The sequence below is a fragment of the Photobacterium obscurum genome, assembly GCF_026191635.1.
GTDB classification, from domain to species: domain Bacteria; phylum Pseudomonadota; class Gammaproteobacteria; order Enterobacterales; family Vibrionaceae; genus Photobacterium; species Photobacterium obscurum.
This window is the reverse complement of the sequence record NZ_JAKRRW010000003.1, coordinates 45,333-66,115: the sequence shown is the minus strand read 5'-3', so window position 1 is coordinate 66,115 and position 20,783 is coordinate 45,333. Positions and strand designations below refer to the sequence as shown.

At 49.3% G+C, this 20,783-nt stretch carries 21 protein-coding genes; all 21 read right to left on the bottom strand.

Going from position 1 to position 20,783, the window contains the following annotated elements:
- Window positions 1-54: 54 nt before the first annotated feature.
- Entirely contained in the window at window positions 55-933 is an 879-nt protein-coding gene (locus tag MD588_RS04465) for an alanyl-tRNA editing protein (RefSeq protein WP_265695700.1), read from the bottom strand.
- A 202-nt stretch (window positions 934-1,135) separates the two neighbouring features.
- Window positions 1,136-2,623 (bottom strand): ribosome biogenesis GTPase Der, encoded by a 1,488-nt coding sequence (der, locus tag MD588_RS04460; protein ID WP_265695699.1) that lies wholly within the window; start codon window positions 2,621-2,623, stop codon window positions 1,136-1,138.
- A gap of 181 nt (window positions 2,624-2,804) precedes the next feature.
- A complete protein-coding gene (gene bamB, locus MD588_RS04455) occupies window positions 2,805-3,962 on the bottom strand; it encodes an outer membrane protein assembly factor BamB (RefSeq protein ID WP_265695698.1) in 1,158 nt (385 codons plus the stop codon).
- 12 nt (window positions 3,963-3,974) lie between these two features.
- Window positions 3,975-4,586 carry a YfgM family protein gene (locus MD588_RS04450; protein ID WP_265695696.1) on the bottom strand — a complete coding sequence of 204 codons (612 nt, stop codon included), beginning with the start codon at window positions 4,584-4,586 and terminating at the stop codon, window positions 3,975-3,977.
- Between the two features lie 13 nt (window positions 4,587-4,599).
- Window positions 4,600-5,868, bottom strand: a complete 1,269-nt coding sequence (hisS, locus tag MD588_RS04445) for a histidine--tRNA ligase (RefSeq protein ID WP_265695694.1) — start codon at window positions 5,866-5,868, stop codon at window positions 4,600-4,602.
- Between the two features lie 103 nt (window positions 5,869-5,971).
- Window positions 5,972-7,087, bottom strand: coding sequence for a flavodoxin-dependent (E)-4-hydroxy-3-methylbut-2-enyl-diphosphate synthase (ispG, locus tag MD588_RS04440; protein WP_265695693.1), 1,116 nt, complete (start codon window positions 7,085-7,087; stop codon window positions 5,972-5,974).
- A gap of 14 nt (window positions 7,088-7,101) precedes the next feature.
- Window positions 7,102-8,091: a cytoskeleton protein RodZ gene (gene rodZ, locus MD588_RS04435; protein ID WP_265695691.1), complete on the bottom strand. Its 990-nt coding sequence runs from the start codon at window positions 8,089-8,091 to the stop codon at window positions 7,102-7,104.
- Window positions 8,081-8,839 (bottom strand): type IV pilus biogenesis/stability protein PilW, encoded by a 759-nt coding sequence (gene pilW / locus MD588_RS04430; protein ID WP_265695690.1) that lies wholly within the window; start codon window positions 8,837-8,839, stop codon window positions 8,081-8,083. Before pilW ends, rodZ begins: the two co-directional genes overlap by 11 nt.
- Window positions 8,840-8,915: 76 nt before the next feature.
- The gene (locus tag MD588_RS04425) at window positions 8,916-10,037 is read right to left on the bottom strand and encodes a bifunctional tRNA (adenosine(37)-C2)-methyltransferase TrmG/ribosomal RNA large subunit methyltransferase RlmN (RefSeq protein WP_265695689.1); all 1,122 of its coding nucleotides are present in this window, start codon (window positions 10,035-10,037) and stop codon (window positions 8,916-8,918) included.
- Window positions 10,038-10,293: 256 nt separating this feature from the next.
- Complete coding sequence (gene ndk / locus MD588_RS04420; RefSeq protein WP_265695688.1) at window positions 10,294-10,722, bottom strand: nucleoside-diphosphate kinase; 429 nt, start codon at window positions 10,720-10,722, stop codon at window positions 10,294-10,296.
- A gap of 81 nt (window positions 10,723-10,803) precedes the next feature.
- Window positions 10,804-12,081 carry an aminopeptidase PepB gene (gene pepB, locus MD588_RS04415; RefSeq protein WP_265695687.1) on the bottom strand — a complete coding sequence of 426 codons (1,278 nt, stop codon included), beginning with the start codon at window positions 12,079-12,081 and terminating at the stop codon, window positions 10,804-10,806.
- A gap of 93 nt (window positions 12,082-12,174) precedes the next feature.
- Window positions 12,175-13,467, bottom strand: coding sequence for an aminopeptidase PepB (gene pepB, locus MD588_RS04410; RefSeq protein WP_265695686.1), 1,293 nt, complete (start codon window positions 13,465-13,467; stop codon window positions 12,175-12,177).
- 454 nt (window positions 13,468-13,921) lie between these two features.
- The gene (gene iscX, locus MD588_RS04405; protein ID WP_265695685.1) at window positions 13,922-14,122 is read right to left on the bottom strand and encodes a Fe-S cluster assembly protein IscX; all 201 of its coding nucleotides are present in this window, start codon (window positions 14,120-14,122) and stop codon (window positions 13,922-13,924) included.
- 92 nt (window positions 14,123-14,214) lie between these two features.
- The gene (gene fdx, locus MD588_RS04400) at window positions 14,215-14,553 is read right to left on the bottom strand and encodes an ISC system 2Fe-2S type ferredoxin (RefSeq protein WP_265695684.1); all 339 of its coding nucleotides are present in this window, start codon (window positions 14,551-14,553) and stop codon (window positions 14,215-14,217) included.
- 2 nt (window positions 14,554-14,555) lie between these two features.
- Complete coding sequence (hscA, locus tag MD588_RS04395) at window positions 14,556-16,409, bottom strand: Fe-S protein assembly chaperone HscA (protein WP_265695683.1); 1,854 nt, start codon at window positions 16,407-16,409, stop codon at window positions 14,556-14,558.
- Window positions 16,410-16,447: 38 nt separating this feature from the next.
- A complete protein-coding gene (gene hscB, locus MD588_RS04390) occupies window positions 16,448-16,963 on the bottom strand; it encodes a co-chaperone HscB (protein WP_265696094.1) in 516 nt (171 codons plus the stop codon).
- Between the two features lie 342 nt (window positions 16,964-17,305).
- Complete coding sequence (gene iscA / locus MD588_RS04385; protein WP_265695682.1) at window positions 17,306-17,629, bottom strand: iron-sulfur cluster assembly protein IscA; 324 nt, start codon at window positions 17,627-17,629, stop codon at window positions 17,306-17,308.
- A gap of 18 nt (window positions 17,630-17,647) precedes the next feature.
- Window positions 17,648-18,034, bottom strand: coding sequence for a Fe-S cluster assembly scaffold IscU (iscU, locus tag MD588_RS04380; protein WP_265695681.1), 387 nt, complete (start codon window positions 18,032-18,034; stop codon window positions 17,648-17,650).
- A 33-nt stretch (window positions 18,035-18,067) separates the two neighbouring features.
- Window positions 18,068-19,282, bottom strand: a complete 1,215-nt coding sequence (locus MD588_RS04375; RefSeq protein ID WP_265695679.1) for an IscS subfamily cysteine desulfurase — start codon at window positions 19,280-19,282, stop codon at window positions 18,068-18,070.
- Between the two features lie 31 nt (window positions 19,283-19,313).
- The gene (gene iscR, locus MD588_RS04370; RefSeq protein ID WP_265695677.1) at window positions 19,314-19,820 is read right to left on the bottom strand and encodes a Fe-S cluster assembly transcriptional regulator IscR; all 507 of its coding nucleotides are present in this window, start codon (window positions 19,818-19,820) and stop codon (window positions 19,314-19,316) included.
- A gap of 112 nt (window positions 19,821-19,932) precedes the next feature.
- A complete protein-coding gene (gene trmJ / locus MD588_RS04365; protein WP_265695674.1) occupies window positions 19,933-20,664 on the bottom strand; it encodes a tRNA (cytosine(32)/uridine(32)-2'-O)-methyltransferase TrmJ in 732 nt (243 codons plus the stop codon).
- Between the last annotated feature and the right edge of the window lie 119 nt (window positions 20,665-20,783).

The window sequence follows — 20,783 nt, the reverse complement described above, 5'->3', positions numbered from 1 at the left end:
AGATACAAAAAAATCGCCATGATGGCGATTTTTTTGAGTGATAACTTTCGCTCTCTACTTGGAGATGGTTTTTGTGACCATTACCAATTCTTGCTCGCTGACCAACTGAAATTCAACACTCAATTGGGTGTAATCAGCCAAAGACTGAATATGCGTGCCGCCGCAGGGGATCTCAATCAGCGGCCCTTCTGCGAGATCACACTGCCAATAACGGGAATCGGTTAGTGCCGTGCCCTCACGATGCATTGTCACCGCCGCGCCAGCCTGACGCCATCGCTCAAGTTGCTGGTTTACCCTATCGGCAACCTCATCCAGTCGCAGCAATAAGTCGGCGCTGTTCAAGCCGCGCTTGCGCAGTGTTTTGCCCAGGCGGTAGGTATCGGTGCTACAGTCTTCAGACACCCGGCTTTTGATCTGAGCATATCTGTGAAAGTCATAATGCCCCATCTCATCTTTGCGTGAGGCATCTTTGCGCCAAAAATCATGGTGCAGTACCTTGTTCAGCGCCAATGAAGAGAGGTGACCACCGCTGTGACCACGACTTAACGCCTGCTGATAGATCTTATCGACAATCAGTTCTACCTGACAGCCTGTCGATAGAGCCAGTTCCTGCTCGATATAATGTACGACAACAAACACCCAACCCGGTTCATCACGTTTTACCGGGATATCCGTGTCTACGTGCAGCTCATTCGTTGCCAGTTCAACCGCGCCAGTAAAGCAACCGGTAACCGGATATTGGCTACCATCGACCTTAATCACACCGCGATCGGCGGGATGATCCGGCCAGATATGACTGACAGGATGGAAAGGGGTCTGATTGGTTACCAGCCAACTACCGCCCTCTTTGGCTAGAGCACATAACTGAAGATCAGCCAATACCTGCCATTGTTGCTCGGTAAATAGCACTTGAGTAGGGGTAACACCTGACATCTTATTTCCTTATGGATTAATACCAAATTCACTAATTACCTAATCAGTGGAATTGGTATAACAACGATGGCCGTATTTTATACCAATTAACAGGCTCAAACGAACCATCTCCCTCGGAATACTCATGCGAGCAGATATAAAAAAACCCAGCCAGTGGCTGGGTTTTTATCTCGCTACTAAGCGATATTATCTGACAAAACGATTACTTATCGCGGTTTTTAATCGCGCTTGTCAGGCGTTTGCGCTGACGTTCCTGGGAAACGGTCAGCTTCTGCTTCTTCGTTTCAAACGGGTTTTCACTGCTCTGGAACTGAATACGGATCGGCGTACCCATCATTTCCAGAGATTTACGGTAATAGTTCATCAGGTAACGCTTGTAAGAGCCCGGAAGTTCATTAACCAAGTTACCATGCACAACTACGATTGGCGGGTTATAACCACCAGCATGCGCATATTTCAGTTTCACACGACGGCCACGGATCATCGGTGGCTGGTGATCATCCTGAGCCATCTGCATAATACGGGTCAGCATTGAAGTGCTGATTCGCTTGGTTGCAGACTGGTAAGCTTCCTGTACAGACTCATACAGGTGACCAACACCGGTACCGTGCAATGCTGAAATAAAGTGAATACGGGCAAAGTCGACGAAACCAAGACGGCGGTCCAGTTCAGACTTCACGCGTTCTTTTACTTCGTTATCCAGACCATCCCACTTATTGACCGCGATCACCAGCGAACGACCGGCATTCAGGGCATAACCCAGCAGGCTCAAATCCTGATCTGAGATATTTTCGCGCGCATCAATGATCAGCAATACCACGTTAGCATCTTCAACCGCCTTCAGCGTCTGAATCACAGAGAACTTCTCTACGGCTTCGTGCATATTTTTACGGCGACGAATACCTGCAGTATCAATCAGAACATATTCCTGACCATCACGTTCCATCGGAATATAGATAGAATCGCGAGTCGTACCCGGCATATCGTAAACAACCACGCGCTCTTCACCGAGAATGCGGTTGGTCAGGGTTGATTTACCCACATTTGGACGACCGATAATTGCTAGCTTAATCGGCTGCTCTTGCAGACGCTTATATGCCGCTTCAGCGTCAGCTTCCGACAGATTCGCTTTTTCAATGTCTTCAACCGAGTCAAGATCAACGATCTCATCGCCTTCTTCCTCAGACTCTTGCAGAGACTCAGCAAACGGCGCCAGTGCCCGCTCCATCAGTGCCGTTACACCACGGTTCTGAGCAGCTGCCATCTGATACATTTCATCAACGCCTAGCTTCCAGAAGTCAGCACATGCGCTATCGGCATCAATACCATCAACCTTGTTAACGACAAGGAAAGTCGGCTTCTCACGGCTGCGAAGATGCTTGGCAATACCCTCATCGGCCGGTGTCAGACCTGCGCGGCCATCAACCAGAAACAGCACAACGTCTGCTTCTTCGATAGCGGCCAGTGACTGCTCAGCCATTTTGGTCTCAACACCTTCCTCGGTACCGTCAATACCACCGGTATCGATAACAATAAATTCGTGCTCATCGAGCTGAGCTTTACCGTATTTACGATCCCTTGTTAGGCCAGGAAAATCTGCAACCAGCGCATCCCTTGTACGGGTAAGACGGTTGAATAACGTCGATTTACCCACGTTCGGGCGCCCGACAAGGGCAACAACAGGAATCATAACTACCTCTTACTTTTCATAGTCTTAATGACTTATTTCCCCATTCATTCTTGCCTCCAGCAGCCCTTTTGACCACCTTCATCCGACAATAATATAGTGAATGGATATAACGATAACGGCTCCTGACTGTATAACACAGCAGGAGCCGACAAAATTTAATGCTGGGTATTATACCGACTATTTACGGCATTTGCATTTTGTTAATACGCCCATCCCGTGTCACGACCAGATAACCATCACTCACCGGCAACGGCGGAACCGCAATGCCGCTTCCGTCAGTTTGCTGCTGGGCAACAAAATCACCGGTATTCGGATCAAGCCAGTGCAGGTAGCCTTCGCTGTCACCCAACACCACGTAGCCGTTGACGACCGTCGGCGCGCTTAACAGACGGTACTCCAGATTTTGATTCTGCCACAGCTCGGTACCGCTTCGGGTATCAACCGCAACAACATGATCTTTATCTGTAACTAAATATAGTTGACTACCATCAATTACAAAATCTGTCGCAGACGAGTAATTACGCTTCCAGGCCGCTTGGCCCGTACGCAGCTCGATAGAAACCAGACTGCCGTTGTAGCCAATCGCAAACAAACGATCACCGGCAATCACCGGAGTAGCATCGACATCAACCAGACGATCTATTTCAGTGGCTCCTTTTGGCGAACCAATCGGCTGTTGCCACAACATCTGTCCGTTATTCATCAATGCGCCAGCCAGTCGGCCGTTGGCCTGCCCCCAGAAGATCCCGCCAGAAATCGCAACCGGTGAGCTGTCACCACGTAATGTCAAGGTTGGGACTTCACTGCTTAGCTGCCACTTGGGTTCACCGCTATCGGCATCTAACGCCTGCAGAATACCGCGGCTGGTGTTAACCACAACCAAGCCTTCGTCTACAAGAGGTTTGGCAAGCACTTCACCTTCAACCGTGGTACGCCAGACTTCCTCGCCTGTTTCCTCGTCAAGAGCAATCACTTCTGCATTCTCTGAGCCGATAAACAGTTTGCCGTAGGACAGTGCAATACCACCAGCCAGCTTAGCCGTCACATCGACTTCCAGATCCTGCTGCCAGATAACTTTCCCGTCCGCAGGATCCAATGCTTTAACAACACCATTGCGGTCGGCAACAAAAATTTTGCCGTAACCCACAGCTGGCGTCAGTTTAGAGAAATAGTGTCCGACGCCATCACCAACAGTCTGAGTCCAATTCTGCACTGGGGCAAAAGCGCTCTCGACCTGAGGCAACGGTGCCATCTGAATAGTATCCTCCTCTCCGGCACAACCAGCAAGAATGCCAACGGCCAGGGCTACGGATACGGCTTGCTTCAACACCTTCTGCATACGTATCAACCTTTACTGAGCCAGATCGTCAAGTTTGATCTGCAGAGCAGGCGACGCGCCAAGTTGCTGAGCGCTCACATAGGCTTCGCGGGCTGCGACACTATCGCCTTTTTGCAACAGTACATCACCACGTAGCTCAGAGACCTTAGCCTTCCAGCTTTCAGCAGTAACTTTATCTAGCTCCGCCAGCGCTTGATCGAACTTCTGCTGTTCAGCATAGATTCGCGCCAAGCGAGTTTGTGCAATCGGCAGAATCGCTTCGTCTTGCGTATTACCAACCGCCCAGCTTAGCTGTTCGACAGCAGCATCCAGATCACCCGCCTTCACTTGAGCTTTGGCCAGTTGAAGTGCGGCTAATACAGAGTATTGGCTGCTTTCATTGGCAGTGATGAATGCCTGTACATCGGCAGCGGCATCAGCGTTGCCGCTTTCCAAGCTATTAACGACCTGAGTATAAGCTTCAGAAGCCTGCTCTTTGGCAGCCTGAACTTCACCCTGGTAGTAACGCCAACCGTACAAACCACCCAGACCAATCACAGCACCCAGAACAACGGCTTTACCGTTCTCTTTCCACCAAGCCTTAATCTGTTCAACCTGTTGCTCTTCTGTGATGTTGTCGTCCACTTCCTGTCCTCTCTTAAATCAATTCTGCAAGCTTCGCTGCTAAGTCGTCCTGTGCCATGGTAGTTTGCTCACCACCACGAAGATCTTTGACAACCACGGTATTTTCAGCAATTTCATTTTCGCCAAGTACCAGTGCAATAGCAGCGCCAACGTTGTCGGCACGTTTAAACTGTTTCTTGAAGTTACCACCACCGAAATGGTTCATTACGCGCAGGCCCGGTACTTCTTCGCGAAGTTTCTCAGCAAGCTTCATGCCTGCCATCATGGTGCCTTCACCGGCGGTTACCATGTAGACATCAACCGAGCGGCGTACATCAGTTAGCTCCAGGGTTTCCATCATCAGTACCAGACGCTCGAGACCCATCGCAAAACCAACTGCCGGGGTTGCCTTGCCACCAAGTTGCTCAACCAGACCGTCGTAACGACCACCGCCACATACCGTGCCCTGGGCACCTAGACTTTCAGTGATCCACTCAAAAACAGTGCGGTTATAATAATCCAAACCACGTACAAGACGTTCATTTACTTGATATTCGATACCAGCAGCGTCTAATAGTTCACATAATCCGGCAAAATGTTGCTTAGATTCGTCGTCTAGGTAGTCAGACAGCTTCGGTGCATCCACCAAGATTTCCTGTACTGCAGCATTCTTAGTATCCAAGACGCGCAGCGGGTTCGTGTGCATACGACGCTTACAGTCTTCATCAAGAACATCCATATGCTGCTCAAGGAAGGTGATAAGGGCCTCGCGGTAGTTAGCACGTGCTTCCAGCGAACCAATTGAGTTCAGCTCAAGACGTACATGCTTGTCGATACCCAGCTCACGCCACATACGGGCAGTCATCATGATTAGCTCGGCGTCAACATCCGGGCCATTCAGGCCAAAGACTTCAACACCAAACTGATGGAACTGACGGTAACGACCTTTCTGCGGGCGTTCGTGACGGAACATTGGGCCGGTGTACCACAGGCGCTGTTCTTGGTTGTACAGCAGGCCGTTTTGGATACCAGCACGAACACAACCTGCCGTCCCTTCTGGACGCAGAGTCAGGCTGTCGCCGTTGCGATCATCGAATGTGTACATTTCCTTTTCGACTACATCCGTCACTTCACCGATTGCACGCTTAAACAAATGCGTAGATTCAACGATTGGCATACGAACTTCATTGTAGCCATATGCGCTAACTACTTGCTTAATGGTACCTTCCACTTTGTGCCAAAGAGGAGATTGCGTTGGTAGGCAGTCGTTCATGCCTCGAATTGCTTGAATTTGTTTCGCCACGTTTGTTCTCGTTAACCGATGGGGAATTGAATCGAATATATAGGTTCTAGCAGAAATAGTGAACCACGCCTTGGCAATCAAGGCGTGGTTCGCGGTTATTTTGCTATTTTTCCGCTATATCAATGCGATTATTGATATCTAGCATTGATGCCTTCGCACGGATTTTGGTCTCTAGCTGATCAATAACGTTATCGTTATCAAAGCGCTCTTTCTGGCGGACACCGTCATCATAGAATGCACTCTTACGGTTACCGCCAGCAATACCAAGGTGTGATACTTCTGCCTCGCCGGGGCCATTTACCACACAGCCGATCACAGAAACATCCATAGGAGTAGTAATATCTTCCAGGCGCTGTTCAAGCTCATTCACCGTACCAATGACATCAAACTCCTGACGCGAACAAGTCGGGCAGGCAATGAAATTAATACCGCGGGAGCGAATACGCAGAGACTTCAGAATATCAAAGCCAACTTTAATTTCTTCAACCGGATCGGCAGCCAGCGAAACACGCAAGGTATCACCGATACCTTCAGCAAGCAGCATACCCAGGCCAACAGCTGATTTAACCGCTCCGGCACGCAAACCACCGGCTTCGGTGATACCCAGGTGCAGCGGCTGCTTAATTTGAGCCGCCAGTCGGCGGTAAGACTCTACCGCTAAAAATACGTCCGATGCCTTAACACTGACTTTAAACTGGTCAAAGTTCAGACGATCCAGAATTTCGACATGACGCATCGCAGATTCAACCAAGGCATCCGGCGTTGGCTCACCGTATTTCTGCTGGATATCTTTTTCCAGCGACCCGCCGTTGATCCCGATACGAATCGGAATATTTTTGTCTTTCGCGCAATCAACCACAGCACGAATACGATCTTCGCGACCGATGTTACCCGGGTTGATACGCAGACAATCGACGCCATACTCCGCAACTTTCAGAGCGATACGATAGTCAAAGTGAATATCCGCCACCAGCGGGATATTCACTTGCTGCTTGATCTGCTTGAATGCTTCAGCGGCATCCATAGTAGGTACAGATACACGAACAATATCCGCACCGACATTTTCTAATGACTTAATCTGCGCCACAGTTGCTTCGACATCGGTCGTACGCGTATTGGTCATCGACTGGACGGCAATTGGCGCACCATCACCAATAGGAACATCCCCGACATAAATACGGGTGGACTGACGGCGTTTAATTGGAGACTCGTTATGCATTACATTCACTCTGTTTACTGCGGCAGCTTCAATCGTGCGACTTTACCAACCGGGTATCCGCTTAGATCGACCGGTTCACCTTTATAGCTCATTTTAACAACACCAGGAGCACCTAGCACCACTTTAAATGGTGCCGCTCCATCTAAATTCAGCACATCGCCAGGCTTTTTGACTCCGGTATCCAGTCGTTTGCCGTTGGCATCACGAATATCGACCCAACAGTCGCCGCTAAAAGTAAGCGTTAAATCTGATTCCACTGCAACAGACTCGGCTTCTGTAATCACATCGGGAGCCTGCTGTGCTGCCAGGCTATCGGCACTGTCTGTTTCTTCGCTGATAAGCGCAGAAGTCTCCGCTTCGGTGCTGAAGCTATCCTCGAAACTTGACGCCTCGACCGGTTCAGGTTCAACACTGGTTTCGATAATCTCCGCCTCAACTGCAGCCAAGGCACTGCCTTCTGCTGTTGCACTGATCTCAGTTGCCGAGAATCCATTTTGCATCTCAGCGGATGTATTCGCGTTAGCCAAAGACTCATCCAGCGGCTGAATTTGTTGAGACGCAGGATCTAGAGTCTCGGTTTCAGGCTCCATTTGTAAGCTCTGCCACCACCAGACACCGGTCAGGCCGACAAAAATAATCGCCAGCGCCCATGTCAGGCGCATAATACGGTTATCGTGAGCTTCACGCTTGGTACGGCGCGAAAAGCTCTGCATCTGTTGAGCCTGGGGCTGAGCGTGTCCATGCTGATCTAGTTTAGCCAGCACTTCTTCCACATTCAGGCCAACAAACTTGGCATAGGAGCGCACATAGCCACGGGTAAAGGTGGCCAATTGAGCTTGTTCAAAGTTATTGTCTTCAATGTCATTGATCACCGAAAGGCGGAGCCTCAGGCGGCTGGCAATATCCTCTTGCGAATAGCCATGCTGCTCACGGGCCTGACGTAGCATATCCCCCGGACGAATGACTTCTTCTGTTGATCGATCTTCGTTCTGTTCAGTATTCATTGGCTAGATATTTTTGATATTGCTGGGAGGTCGGGAACTGCTCTTCAAGCAGGCCTGCATATTTTTCAACCTGGGTTAAACGTCCGGCTTCATGTTCAAGCTGGATCAACAACCATAGGCTGTCTGCTCTATACCCGTACCTCTTATTAAATTTAAACAACATGACGCGTGCGTCTTTCAAATTCTGGGATTCGATTTCCAGTTGCGCCAGCTGTAACATTGATTTCGGCCGATACGGATCATAAGCCAGCGCTTTTTCAAAGTAGTCGCGAGCTTGCGGCTTTTGACCGCTCTTGAGACTACACAGCGCGGCGTTCTCGTAACTGGCCGAAGTCAGATAATAATAAGGTTGTTTAATGGCTTTTTCGAAAGCAGCAATGGCTTCATCATAACGCTGCTGACTACACAAGAATACACCATAGTTATTCTGGACATCGCCATTTTTGGGAGAGTCACGCAACGCCTGCTTAAACATCGCCTCAGCGGCATCGGGTTCATCGACGCGCTGGTAGTAATAAGCCATCGCATTTTGTGCTCGATAATATTTCGGCGCATAATCTAGCGCAAGCTCTAGGTTATCACGGGCGCGTTGCCATTGCCCGGATTCCAAATAGCTAAGGCCAAGAGAAATCCTGGCCTCGGCAGCTTCAACATTATCAAATTCTTTCGTCTTATTGCCAGCTTCGTCGACGGTGACACAACCGACTAATAAACTACACAATAAAGGATACATCGTCCATCGTTGCATACAATCCCCACGCCAACATCCATGTTTCGCTGATACCCAACGGCCCCACAGCAGCTGGGTATAATACCTAAAGCTTTTAGACTGCTTTTACAGGGATTTGTTCATCATTTTGTCGCTTAGCCTGGGTTCGTTTCGTGCGGTCAATCACATCACCGACCAATTGTCCGCAAGCCGCATCAATATCGTCACCGCGGGTCTTGCGCACTGTCACTGTGAAATCATATTCCATCAAGGTCTTCATGAAACGATCGATGCGCGAGTTACTTGGCTTCTTGTATGGCGAGCCCGGGTATGGATTGAACGGGATCAAGTTAATCTTCGCTGGAGTATTTTTCAAGGTTTCAGCCAGCTGACGCGCATGATCCATGTCGTCATTCACATGATCGAGCAGAACATATTCTACGGTTACGCGGCCGCGGTTGGCATTTGATGACTCAACATAACGACGCACAGAATCAAGGAACGTCTCGATATTAAAGCGATCGTTGATTGGCATGATCTGCGAGCGCAGTTCATCCGTTGGGGCGTGCAAAGAGATGGCTAACGCCACATCGATGTTACCGGTCATTTGGTCAAGGCCAGAAACCACACCGGAAGTAGACACAGTGACGCGACGCTTGGACAAGCCAAAACCTAAGTCATCAAGCATAATTTCCAATGCCGGGATCAGGTTTTTCATATTAAGCAGCGGCTCACCCATTCCCATCATGACCACGTTGGTAATCGGACGGCGACCCGTCTCTTTCTCGATACCGATCTCTTTTGCGGCACGCCAAACCTGGCCAATAATTTCCGAAACACGGAGATTACGGTTGAACCCCTGCTGCGCAGTTGAACAGAACTTACACTCCAGTGCACAACCTACCTGCGAAGAGACACACAGCGTCGCACGATCTTCATCAGGAATATAGACGGTTTCAACATCCTGATCACCTACACGCATCGCCCACTTAATCGTACCATCCGATGAGTGCTGGGCTTCAGATACGTATGGCGCACGAATTTCGGCAACGCGCTTAAGCTTCTCGCGTAGTTTCTTGTTGATGTTAGTCATTTGATCGAAGTCATCACAACCGAAATGGTAGATCCATTTCATGATCTGATCGGCACGGAAAGGCTTTTCGCCCAACTCGTCAGCAAAGTATTTACGCAGACCTTTGCGATCGAAATCCATCAGATTGATTTTGACTGTTGTCATCGGTTGTTGCCTCACTAAAAAACGACTGATTCTGCGCCTTGGCAATCGATAAAGGATGATTGCATGTAACAGGACAATTCAAGGCGCGAAATTGTACAGCCTTTACTACTCAGTTTCCACTCGGATACCCAAACCACTTCAGGGTATCGCCTATAAGGATATTTTAGCAACGGCCTCTATTTAACAGCAAAAAGCAAAACGGGAAGCCTTGGCTTCCCGTTAATAATTTGTTTCGACTAAATTTTAACCAGCATCGTTAACTGCGAGGGCAAATCTCATCATCGGCAAAGAAATACGCAATTTCTCGCGCTGCCGATTCCGGACTATCAGAACCATGAACCGAGTTATGACGCATGCTCAATGCAAAGTCGGCACGGACTGTTCCGCATGCCGCTTCTTCCGGGTTGGTTTTGCCCATCAGCTCGCGGTAACGAGCAATAGCACCTTCCCCTTCCAGCACCTGTACCATGACCGGACCAGATGTCATGAATTCTACTAATTCACCGAAAAATGGTTTCCCTTCATGTTCGGCATAAAAGCCCTGCGCTTTTTCTGCATTCAACTGCAGCATTTTAGCCGCAACAATTTTAAGACCTGCATTTTCAAAGCGCTGGTAAATAGCACCTATAAGATTACGCTTCACTGCATCTGGCTTAACGATTGAAAACGTTCTTTCGATTGTCATTATTATTCTTCCTCTTGAATCAGTTTATCTTTGTGACGTGAAATAACAGCAGGCCAGAACAACCTGCTCTACCATCACAAACTACAGCAGCAACGCTGCAATATTCGCAACACCCAGCCCTGTCGCACCGGCAGCCCAGCGGCTGTCTGCGCTATCTTTAAAGCACGATGCCAAATCGAAATGGATCCAGCTCGTTGCTTCAGTATCAACAAAGCGTGACAGGAAGGCAGCTGCATTCGACGCCCCTCCCATACCGCCACCTTTCTGTGCCCGGCTGTTAGCCGTATCGGCATAGTAAGACGGGCAGTTAGCCTGATGCCACTTTTCCAGCGGCAACGGCCAGGCTGGCTCGTTTACAAGTTCAGACAGTTGCTGCGCTTTAAGCAACAAGGCTTTGTCGAGGCCAAACAACGCATTGTAGTCAGTTCCAACGGCCATCATCGCAGCCCCCGTTAGTGTGGCGGCATCAATAATGAGCGGAGCCTGAGTCTCACTTGCGGCAATAAGGCCATCGGCCAATACCAAACGCCCCTCTGCGTCAGTATTTACCACTTCTACCGTCACGCCATTCTTGTACGTTAACACATCACCGAGCTTATAGGCGTTGCCCGCGACCATGTTTTCTGCACAACATAAGATCAACTTCACACGTTGACGCAAACCTTGTTCAATTGCATACCCCAACGCCGCGGTTACCGTAGCAGCACCGCCCATATCGCATTTCATGGTAACCATGCCGGCACTGGATTTCAGGCTGTAGCCACCGGAGTCAAAAGTGATCCCCTTGCCGACCAGACAAGCCGTAACCGGCGCATCGTCATCTCCTGTCGGGTTATAGTCCAGCGTGAGCATCACCGGCGAACGACTGCTGGCACGGCCAACACTATGGGTACCGATCCAGCCATGTTCCAGTAATTTATCACCTACCAGCAGCTCATGGCTAATATGATCGCCCGCAATCGTTGAGAGGTATTCGATAGCATCATTGGCGAGCTTTTCCGGGTACATATCTTCCGGCGTTGCATTGACCACCAGGCGAACCCAGTCGGCACTACGGCGACGGGCATTGAGCAGCTCAAGCTCGTCTTCATCAATGGATGCCCACTTCAGTTCAACGGACTTCATAGTCGCAGCAAAGCCACAATAAAACGCCCACTGGCGCTCATAGCTCCAGCCTTCCCCCTCAAGGCTTACCTGAGCAGCCCCCTGGGATTGCAACTGCCGAGCTGCCTGCTGAATACGGCGCAGCGGGTAGTCACCAGCGAAATGGATAGCGGCCCCCGCTTCGCTATATGCCAGCAGCGCCTTCTCGCCCCATGCCCCCGTGCTCGGCTCCGCCGATAGCGTAATCCTTAACATCAGTAATCTTTTCCATCTTCAGTAAATAATCACCGTCGAAACAATCCGGCGGTGATTGGTTTATATTCGTTCAGTTCAGCTAAGCTCAATCGCTTACTGTTCATCGTCGCAAAGAATATTGGCCAGGGTGCGTACTCCCATCCCCGTTGCGCCGGCTGCCCATCTGTCATTCGCCGATTTACGGTAAGTACCGCTGGCATCAATATGCATCCAGCCATTCTTGTAGTCTTCAACAAAATAAGACAGGAATGCCGCTGCAGTGCTCGCCCCCGGCAGGAAATCGCCCATAGACACATTCGACAAGTCGGCGAAGTTGGATGGCATCATGGCGCGGTGGTGATCCGCCAATGGCAGTGGCCATAGGCCTTCATGCTCTTCACTTGCCGCCATTAGTGCCTGCTGGGCCAGCCCATGATCAAAACTAAACAGGGCATGGTAGTCATTGCCCAGGGCATTCTTCGCAGAACCGGTTAGGGTGGCGCAGTCAATAATGACTTCAGGGTTCTGAGAACTCGCGTAAATCAGGCCATCAGCCAGTACCAAACGGCCTTCAGCATCAGTATTTAGGATCTCAACCGTTTTGCCATTCTTGTAGGTAATGATGTCACCCAGCTTGAAGGCACGACCTGAGACCATATTCTCGGCACAGCACAAGATCAGCTTGATACGCTTGTTGGTTCCGCGAGCAATAGCCAGCGCCAACCCACCCGTCGCCAGTGCCGAGCCGCCCATATCAGCCTTCATCGCAGTCATACCAGCAGAGGGCTTCATGCTATAGCCACCAGAATCAAACGTGATCCCTTTACCGACCAGGCAGGTATGTACCGGCGCATCCGCATCGCCAGTCGGGTTGTAATCCAAACGGAGCATCGCGGCAGAGCGCTCCGAGCCACGACCGACGGTATGGGTACCGTTCCAGCCCTCGTCCAGCAGATCGTTACCCTTGATGATCTTGTAGGTAACATGCTCTGGGGCCAGTGACTTGATAAACTCACCGGCACGGGATGCCAGCTGTGACGGGCGAACCACTTCGGCTGACTGGTTAATGATTTCACGTACCCAATTAGTCGCTTTCAGGCGAGCCTGAAGCTCGGCTTCATCGTCTTCGCTTAGACCCGTCCAGCAGACTTCATTACCCGGCTTGGCATTACGGTGTCCCTGAATAAATGCCCAGATACTTTCCAGATCCCAGCCGTCACCTGCCAACGTTACTTGCTTGATACCTTGTGCATCCAATTTACGGCCAGCTCGCTGGATAGCAGCCAACGGGGCTTCGTCCGTCAGGTGAATCATTGAACCTTTCGCTTCAAACGTCACTAACGCATTTTTACCCCACTTCTCATCGGCAACTTCCTGAGATAAGAATACGAACATATTGGCAGACATGAATTTCTCCTTGGGTTTGGTATTCACTCCAATGCTTAGTTCATTGTGCAGTAAATACTAAGATTAGGTTTCAGCCGTCTAGAGAGCCGACTCACCCTATGATTCTATATCGGGCAACAGTAACAAACACATGACATCATTGTTACCACATATATCAGAAGTTATGGGGGCATAATCGGGCATTACAAGGCAATAACAAGCCGAAGACCAACGAAACAGGCCAAATCGCCTGCTAACAAAGCAAAAATGAAGTTGATCCTATCGCAATCAACATAAATTTCAGAGATTATTGTTACTCTGCACGTTGGAGTCAAAACAAACAAGCTGTTTACATCAAGACTAAGAGCAAGATCGAATTACAGGGAAACTCAGCAGTTAATGAGTCATCCTGCACTTGGAAGGGGGAAATAAGGGGAAAATAAGGAAATCGGTGGTGTCGGGTTAAACGGTAGCGTTAGTCCGCTTCTTCTATCCAGCACATCTGCACCGCTTCTAAAATACGCTCGTTGCAATGTTCGGGATCATCGTCAAAATCTTCCAACTGCAAAATCCAGTCATGCAGGTCGGTAAAACGAATGGTTTTGGGGTCAATCTCAGGGTAGTGTTCAGACAGCTCAATTGCGAGCTCTCGCGAGTCAATCCATTTCAAGCCCATGCTATTTCCTTACTAACTTCACCTAAATAGTATTACCTATTGTAGCTGGTCTGCCCATGCCTGAAGCAGCAATGAGCAGACAGCTATCTAGCTTAGTGGTTTTCAGATGCTAGATTCAGGGTATATTTCGGGATCTCGACCACCAAATCTTCATCAGCCACTTTCGCCTGGCATCCTAGACGCGACTCAGGCTCAAGCCCCCACGCCTTGTCCAGCATGTCATCTTCCAGCTCATCACTCTCTTCCAGTGAATCAAAACCTTCACGAATAACAACATGGCAAGTCGTACATGCACATGACTTTTCGCAAGCATGCTCAATACCAATACCATTTTTTAGCGCCACATCCAGTACGGTTTCGCCGGTTTCGGCTTCCAATACTGCACCCTCTGGGCAAAGTTCTTCGTGGGGTAGTACAACAATTTTAGGCATGCCTAAACCTCATCAATCGATTGACCGGCCAGCGCCTGACGAATGGACTGATCCATTCGGCGAGAGGCAAATTCCTGGCTGGCTTTATCTGTTTTCTTAATACCTTCTTCAATCGCACGCGGGTCGGTGCCCTGACGTAATTGAACAAGTTCCATCATGACTGCTTCCAGCTCGTCACGCTCTTGTTTGGTCAGCAACGTATCACCGTCTGCCGCCAGCGCTGTTATCAAGCCTTCCAAAACACGGTCCGCTTCAACCTGTTGCTCAGCCAGGGTACGGGCGTCTTTGTCTTCCTGTGCATAGGCCATCGAGTCACTGATCATGGTCGCGATCTCGTCATCGGTTAAACCGTATGACGGCTTCACCTGAATCGACGACTGCACTTCACTGCTTTTTTCCATCGCGGTCACTGACAGCAAGCCATCAGCATCAACCTGATAAGTCACGCGAATGTGTGCGGCACCCGCAGCCATTGCCGGGATTCCACGCAGTGTAAAACGTGCCAGTGAGCGGCAATCACTCACCATTTCACGTTCGCCCTGCACAATATGAACAGACATTGCTGTCTGGCCATCTTTGAAGGTAGTAAACTCCTGGGCACGGGCCACAGGAATTGTAGTATTTCGAGGAATGATTTTTTCAATCATCCCCCCCATCGTCTCGATACCCAGAGATAGCGGGATAACATCCAGCAGCAACATATCAGCATCTGGCTTGTTGCCCGCCAAGATATCAGCCTGGATAGCCGCGCCGATAGCGACAACCTGATCCGGGTCAATCGATGTTAATGGCTCTTTGCCAAAGTAATTACCCACCATTTCACGCACCAGCGGTACGCGGGTCGAACCACCGACCATCACGGTTTCAATCACTTCGTCAATGTCGATACCAGCATCTTTGATCGCTCGACGGCAGGCCATCAGGGTTTTCTTCACCAGTGGCTGGATCAGCGTATTGAATTGCTCTTTGCTAACCGCTCCCTGCCAGCCAAGAACATCAATGCTGGCTTCATCCGCGTCACTCAGGGCAATTTTGGCGGCTGTCGCCGCATCATGGAGGGCACGTAGCTGCTGTGCCGATAGGTTAGCTTCCAATCCAGCTTGCTCAGCAATCCAGCCAGCAAGCAAGTGATCAAAATCATCTCCGCCCAGTGCAGAGTCACCACCGGTTGCCATTACCTCAAACACACCTTTTGACAGGCGTAAAATTGAGATATCGAACGTACCGCCGCCAAGGTCGTAAACCGCAATCACGCCTTCCTGGCCGGAGTCTAGGCCATAGGCGATCGCCGCTGCGGTTGGCTCATTCAACAGGCGCAAAACATTCAGATTCGCCAGTTTCGCTGCATCTTTGGTACCCGCGCGCTGGGCATCGTCAAAATAGGCAGGAACAGTAATAACCACACCTTCCAGATCACCGCCCAAAGTTTCTGTTGCGCGCTCAGTCAACGTCTTCAGGATCTCTGCCGAGACCTGAACAGGATTTACCGAGCCACTACGGGTGACAAGCTGAGGCAGACCGTTGTCGGTTGCCTGATACTGATATGGCAGCTGCGGGTAACGCTGCTGAATATCAGCCAGCGAGCGCCCCATCATACGTTTCACGGAAAAGATCGTATTCTCAGGGTCTTGTTGAGCCAGTTCCCTAGCTGAATAGCCTGTCAGTACGGCGTCTTCGCCATAATGCACAACTGACGGCAAAATCGAACGCCCTTGCTCGTCCTTTAACGTTTCCGTAGCGCCGCTGCGAACAGCAGCAACGAGAGAATTTGTAGTACCCAGATCAATACCCACCGCCAGTTTATGTTGGTGCGGTGCTGCACTTTGACCCGGTTCAGCAATCTGTAACAGTGCCATTATCGTTCCTGTGGAGTTAGTGCTGGAGTCGGAAAAGATTAATCAAGCAAGGTCTCTTCAAGACGCTCAACTTCTTCACGCAGCTTAACAATAAACTTAAGTTTACGCACGGCATCTGCCGCTTGCTCCCAGCTTTCTTGATTTAATAATTGCTCGAGATCGACCAGCTGTGATTTATAAAGCGCCGATGCCTGCTGTTCAAAGTCAAACAGGGCGGCTTCTGGATCACTGGCTTCAGGGATTTCTTCGAGAGCTTCACGCAGTTCCATCTGCTGCATTAAAAACTCAGGATCTTGTAACGTCTTTTGCTCGCCGCGAATATCCATTTTTTTCTCAGACAGCATGTACTCTGCTCGAGAAATCGGGTTTTTCAGCGTTTGAAAGGCATCATTAATTTGCGCGGCTTTCTGTACAGCCATGAGGCGGTCACGTTCGGAAGCTGTTGCGAAATTATCTGGGTGGAAACGACGTTGCAGTTCCCGGAACTGAGTTGAAAGAAGGCCACCATCCAGCTCAAACTGAAAAGGTAGCCCAAATAATTCGAAATGATTCATATCGTATAGAGCCTGTTTATTTTTCATCGCCACAACTGCTGATGGCTATTTTCTCTGGTAACAGGCAGAAGAGTTCAATCATAGCCCGCTATCTTGGCATTCTGACAACGTAGTTAGCGGGGAAAATAGCCCCAGCCCTTCGGCGAAAGGCTAAAAAAGCGTCATACTGCGTTACTCAGAATTCATTTAGGCCTGCTAAACCACATTCTTCGTGCCTTGTCTGACGCTTTTTTCACTCTTTACAGGTGTGGCTTTGAAAAATAAACAGGCTCTCGTATCTATAAAAAACTAAACCTGATTCCTATGCGAAAGCACAGTGATCAGGCTCAGTTGAAACAGCAATTAGACGTTGAAGCTTTCACCGCAACCACATTCGCTTGATACGTTCGGGTTGTTGAACTGGAAACCTTCATTCAGCCCTTCTTTGGCAAAATCCAGCTCGGTACCGTCGAGATAAACAAGGCTCTTAGCATCAATGATGATCTTTACACCTTTCTCTTCAAATACCTGATCCCCTTCATTGAGTTCATCAACAAACTCGAGGACATAAGCCATTCCTGAACATCCTGAAGTGCGGACACCTAAACGCAGGCCGATGCCTTTGCCTCGATTCTCTAGGAAAGTAGCTACGCGACTTGCCGCCGCTTCAGTGATCGTAATGGCCATACAGCAACCCTTTAGGAATTAATTATCTTCGTGTTTCTTTTTGTAATCGCTTACTGCCGCTTTAATTGCATCTTCTGCAAGAATTGAACAGTGAACTTTTACCGGAGGCAACTCAAGCTCTTCAGCAATCGCTGAGTTCTTAATAGAAGCCGCTTCATCCAGGCTCTTGCCTTTCACCCATTCGGTGATTAGCGAGCTTGAAGCAATCGCTGAGCCGCAGCCGTATGTTTTGAATTTCGCATCTTCGATGATGCCTTCTTCAGTCACTTTGATCTGAAGTTTCATTACGTCGCCACAAGCCGGTGCACCCACCATGCCGCTACCAACGTTTTTGTCGTTTTTGTCAAATGAGCCCACATTACGCGGGTTCTCATAATGATCGATGACTTTTTCACTATATGCCATGATAATTTCCTCGGATACGTTATGACCGCAAGATTAGTGGTGTGCCCACTCGACAGTGTTTAGGTCAACACCTTCTTTATACATATCCCACAAAGGAGACATTTCACGCAATTTCTCAACCGCACCGCGGATTTGCGAGATTGCGTAGTCTACTTCTTCTTCCGTCGTGAAGCGACCGAAAGAGAAGCGAATTGAGCTATGTGCCAGTTCATCATCCAGACCCAGCGCACGAAGAACATACGAAGGCTCAAGACTGGCTGAAGTACAAGCAGAACCTGAAGATACCGCAAGATCTTTCAGCGCCATCAGCAGTGATTCACCTTCAACGAAAGCGAAGCTGATGTTTAGGTTGTTTGGTAGACGCTGCTCCAAATCACCATTGATCGTCATTGCTTCGATATCTTTCAGACCTTCAAGCAGGCGGTTACGCAACGCCAGAGCATGCTGGTAGTCTTTGTCCATATCTTCTTTGGCGATACGGCATGCTTCACCCATACCAACAATTTGGTGTGTCGCCAGCGTACCAGAGCGGAAACCACGCTCATGACCACCACCGTGCATCTGTGCTTCCAGGCGAATACGTGGTTTACGACGAACGTAAAGAGCACCAATCCCCTTAGGTCCGTAAATTTTGTGCGCAGACAGGGAAATCAGATCAACTTTCATTTCCTGAACATCGATAGGCAGTTTACCAGCAGATTGTGCTGCATCTACATGGAAAATCACTTTTTTCTCACGGCACATTTCACCAATTGCCGCGATGTCCTGAATCACACCAATTTCATTGTTCACATGCATGATGGAAACCAGAACCGTGTCTTCACGAATGGCATCACGCAGCTTTGCCAAATCAATCAAGCCGTTTGATTCTGGCTCAAGATAGGTCACTTCATAACCTTCGCGCTCTAGCTGGCGGCATGGATCCAGCACGGCTTTGTGCTCTGTCTTACAGGTAATAACGTGCTTACCTTTCTTGCCGTAAAAGTGTGCCGCACCTTTAATCGCCAAGTTGTCAGACTCAGTAGCACCTGACGTAAAGACGATTTCACGAGGATCTGCATTAAGCAAATCAGCAATATTTTCACGTGCCGTATCGACTGCTTCCTCTGCCTGCCAACCATAACGGTGAGAACGAGAAGCCGGGTTGCCGAAGTTACCATCCATAGTCAGGCATTGCATCATCTTCTCAGCAACACGGGTATCTACTGGGCAAGTAGCGGAATAATCAAAATATATTGGCAGTTTCATCTTCATCTCCGAAAACACGGACGTCTAGTCTCTAGGAGCGAACATCGACACCTATCGGGGCGCTGTCGTGTGTATTATTATTTCCAAATGACGTTTTATGTAATACCTGATCCTGACGATCAGAGATTTCTTGTACGTCATTGTCTCGCATCAACTCACCAAGAGTGATGTTGTTTAAAAAGCCACTGATGCGGGAGCTCAAATCGCGCCACAGGGCATGTGTCAGGCAACGCACGCCGCCCTGACAATCGCCTTTTCCGTGGCACTTGGTAGCATCGACCGATTCATCAACAGCTGCAATAACCATCCCTACGGCAATATCATTCGGGTCTTCACCGAGGCGGTAACCACCACCCGGACCACGAACACTGGCTACCAGGCCAGCCTTGCGCAGGCGAGAGAAAAGCTGTTCCAAGTAAGACAGTGAAATCCCCTGGCGCTCTGAAATATCAGCCAGAGGAACAGGACCGTCTTGAGAATGCAGAGCCACATCCAGCATGGCTGTAACTGCGTATCTTCCTTTTGATGTCAATCTCATAACACACCGCTACCCACTTATATGTATGGGAGGAGTGTCGCATACCCGACTAAAACGGTCAAGTATTTACCTGACCATTTTGGTCAAGCTTTTAACCATAAGGTTTATACGTCTATTTGTCGCGACTTTCTAGCGATTTTTCGACTGAGGATAAGATACCACGCAGAATATTCAACTCCTGCTGCTCTGGGCGAGCTCGGGTAAACAGGCGACGCAACTTGGTCATCACCATACCCGGATGGTTCTTATTAATAAATCGGGTCTGGGTGGTTACTTTTTCAAGGTGCTCGTAGAACATTTCTAGTTCTTTTGTACGTGGGTACTCTTCTACCTTGGTTTCGCCGGCATATTTTTGCTGCTCGAGAAAGGCCATGCGAACTTCATAGCTGACAGTCTGTACCGCCATCGCCAAATTCAGAGAGCTATACTCAGGGTTGGCTGGGATATACACATGGCAATGACACTTTTGCAGTTCTTCATTGGTCAAGCCAGTACGCTCACGGCCAAACAGGATCGCAACATTATGCGCACTTGCTTCGTTAACCGACTTAATACCACACTCGCGAGGATCGAGTTGTGGCCACTCCAGTGTACGGGAGCGTGCACTCGAGCCAACAACCAGGCCGCAGTCAGCAATAGCCTCATCCAGTGTTGATACAACCTTGGCATTCTCGACAACATCCGCCGCACCAGCAGCCAGAGCGTAAGTTTTTTCATCAATCTCACACGCAGGATCAACCAAGACAAGGTTCGTTAAGCCCATTACTTTCATGGCACGTGCCGCTGAGCCGATGTTACCCGGGTGAGAGGTACCAATTAAAACAACACTGATTTTATCTAACATGAAGACGCTATTTTCCGACTAATTCTTAAAGCGTATGGATTTTAACACAGCCATCTTAAAAATGGAGAAAACATGTAAAAACATTACCCGTTTGTGTAAAAGTTATCTCGTGCAAAAAA

Coding starts and splice junctions, on each gene's coding strand:
- MD588_RS04465 (WP_265695700.1), bottom strand. CDS start 933: ATGTCAGGTGTTACCCCTACTCAAGTGCTATTTACCGAGCAACAATGG.
- der (WP_265695699.1), bottom strand. CDS start 2,623: ATGATTCCTGTTGTTGCCCTTGTCGGGCGCCCGAACGTGGGTAAATCG.
- bamB (WP_265695698.1), bottom strand. CDS start 3,962: ATGCAGAAGGTGTTGAAGCAAGCCGTATCCGTAGCCCTGGCCGTTGGC.
- ispG (WP_265695693.1), bottom strand. CDS start 7,087: ATGCATAACGAGTCTCCAATTAAACGCCGTCAGTCCACCCGTATTTAT.
- rodZ (WP_265695691.1), bottom strand. CDS start 8,091: ATGAATACTGAACAGAACGAAGATCGATCAACAGAAGAAGTCATTCGT.
- pilW (WP_265695690.1), bottom strand. CDS start 8,839: ATGCAACGATGGACGATGTATCCTTTATTGTGTAGTTTATTAGTCGGT.
- MD588_RS04425 (WP_265695689.1), bottom strand. CDS start 10,037: ATGACAACAGTCAAAATCAATCTGATGGATTTCGATCGCAAAGGTCTG.
- ndk (WP_265695688.1), bottom strand. CDS start 10,722: ATGACAATCGAAAGAACGTTTTCAATCGTTAAGCCAGATGCAGTGAAG.
- pepB (WP_265695687.1), bottom strand. CDS start 12,081: ATGTTAAGGATTACGCTATCGGCGGAGCCGAGCACGGGGGCATGGGGC.
- pepB (WP_265695686.1), bottom strand. CDS start 13,467: ATGTCTGCCAATATGTTCGTATTCTTATCTCAGGAAGTTGCCGATGAG.
- iscX (WP_265695685.1), bottom strand. CDS start 14,122: ATGGGCTTGAAATGGATTGACTCGCGAGAGCTCGCAATTGAGCTGTCT.
- fdx (WP_265695684.1), bottom strand. CDS start 14,553: ATGCCTAAAATTGTTGTACTACCCCACGAAGAACTTTGCCCAGAGGGT.
- hscA (WP_265695683.1), bottom strand. CDS start 16,409: ATGGCACTGTTACAGATTGCTGAACCGGGTCAAAGTGCAGCACCGCAC.
- hscB (WP_265696094.1), bottom strand. CDS start 16,963: ATGAATCATTTCGAATTATTTGGGCTACCTTTTCAGTTTGAGCTGGAT.
- iscA (WP_265695682.1), bottom strand. CDS start 17,629: ATGGCCATTACGATCACTGAAGCGGCGGCAAGTCGCGTAGCTACTTTC.
- iscU (WP_265695681.1), bottom strand. CDS start 18,034: ATGGCATATAGTGAAAAAGTCATCGATCATTATGAGAACCCGCGTAAT.
- MD588_RS04375 (WP_265695679.1), bottom strand. CDS start 19,282: ATGAAACTGCCAATATATTTTGATTATTCCGCTACTTGCCCAGTAGAT.
- iscR (WP_265695677.1), bottom strand. CDS start 19,820: ATGAGATTGACATCAAAAGGAAGATACGCAGTTACAGCCATGCTGGAT.
- trmJ (WP_265695674.1), bottom strand. CDS start 20,664: ATGTTAGATAAAATCAGTGTTGTTTTAATTGGTACCTCTCACCCGGGT.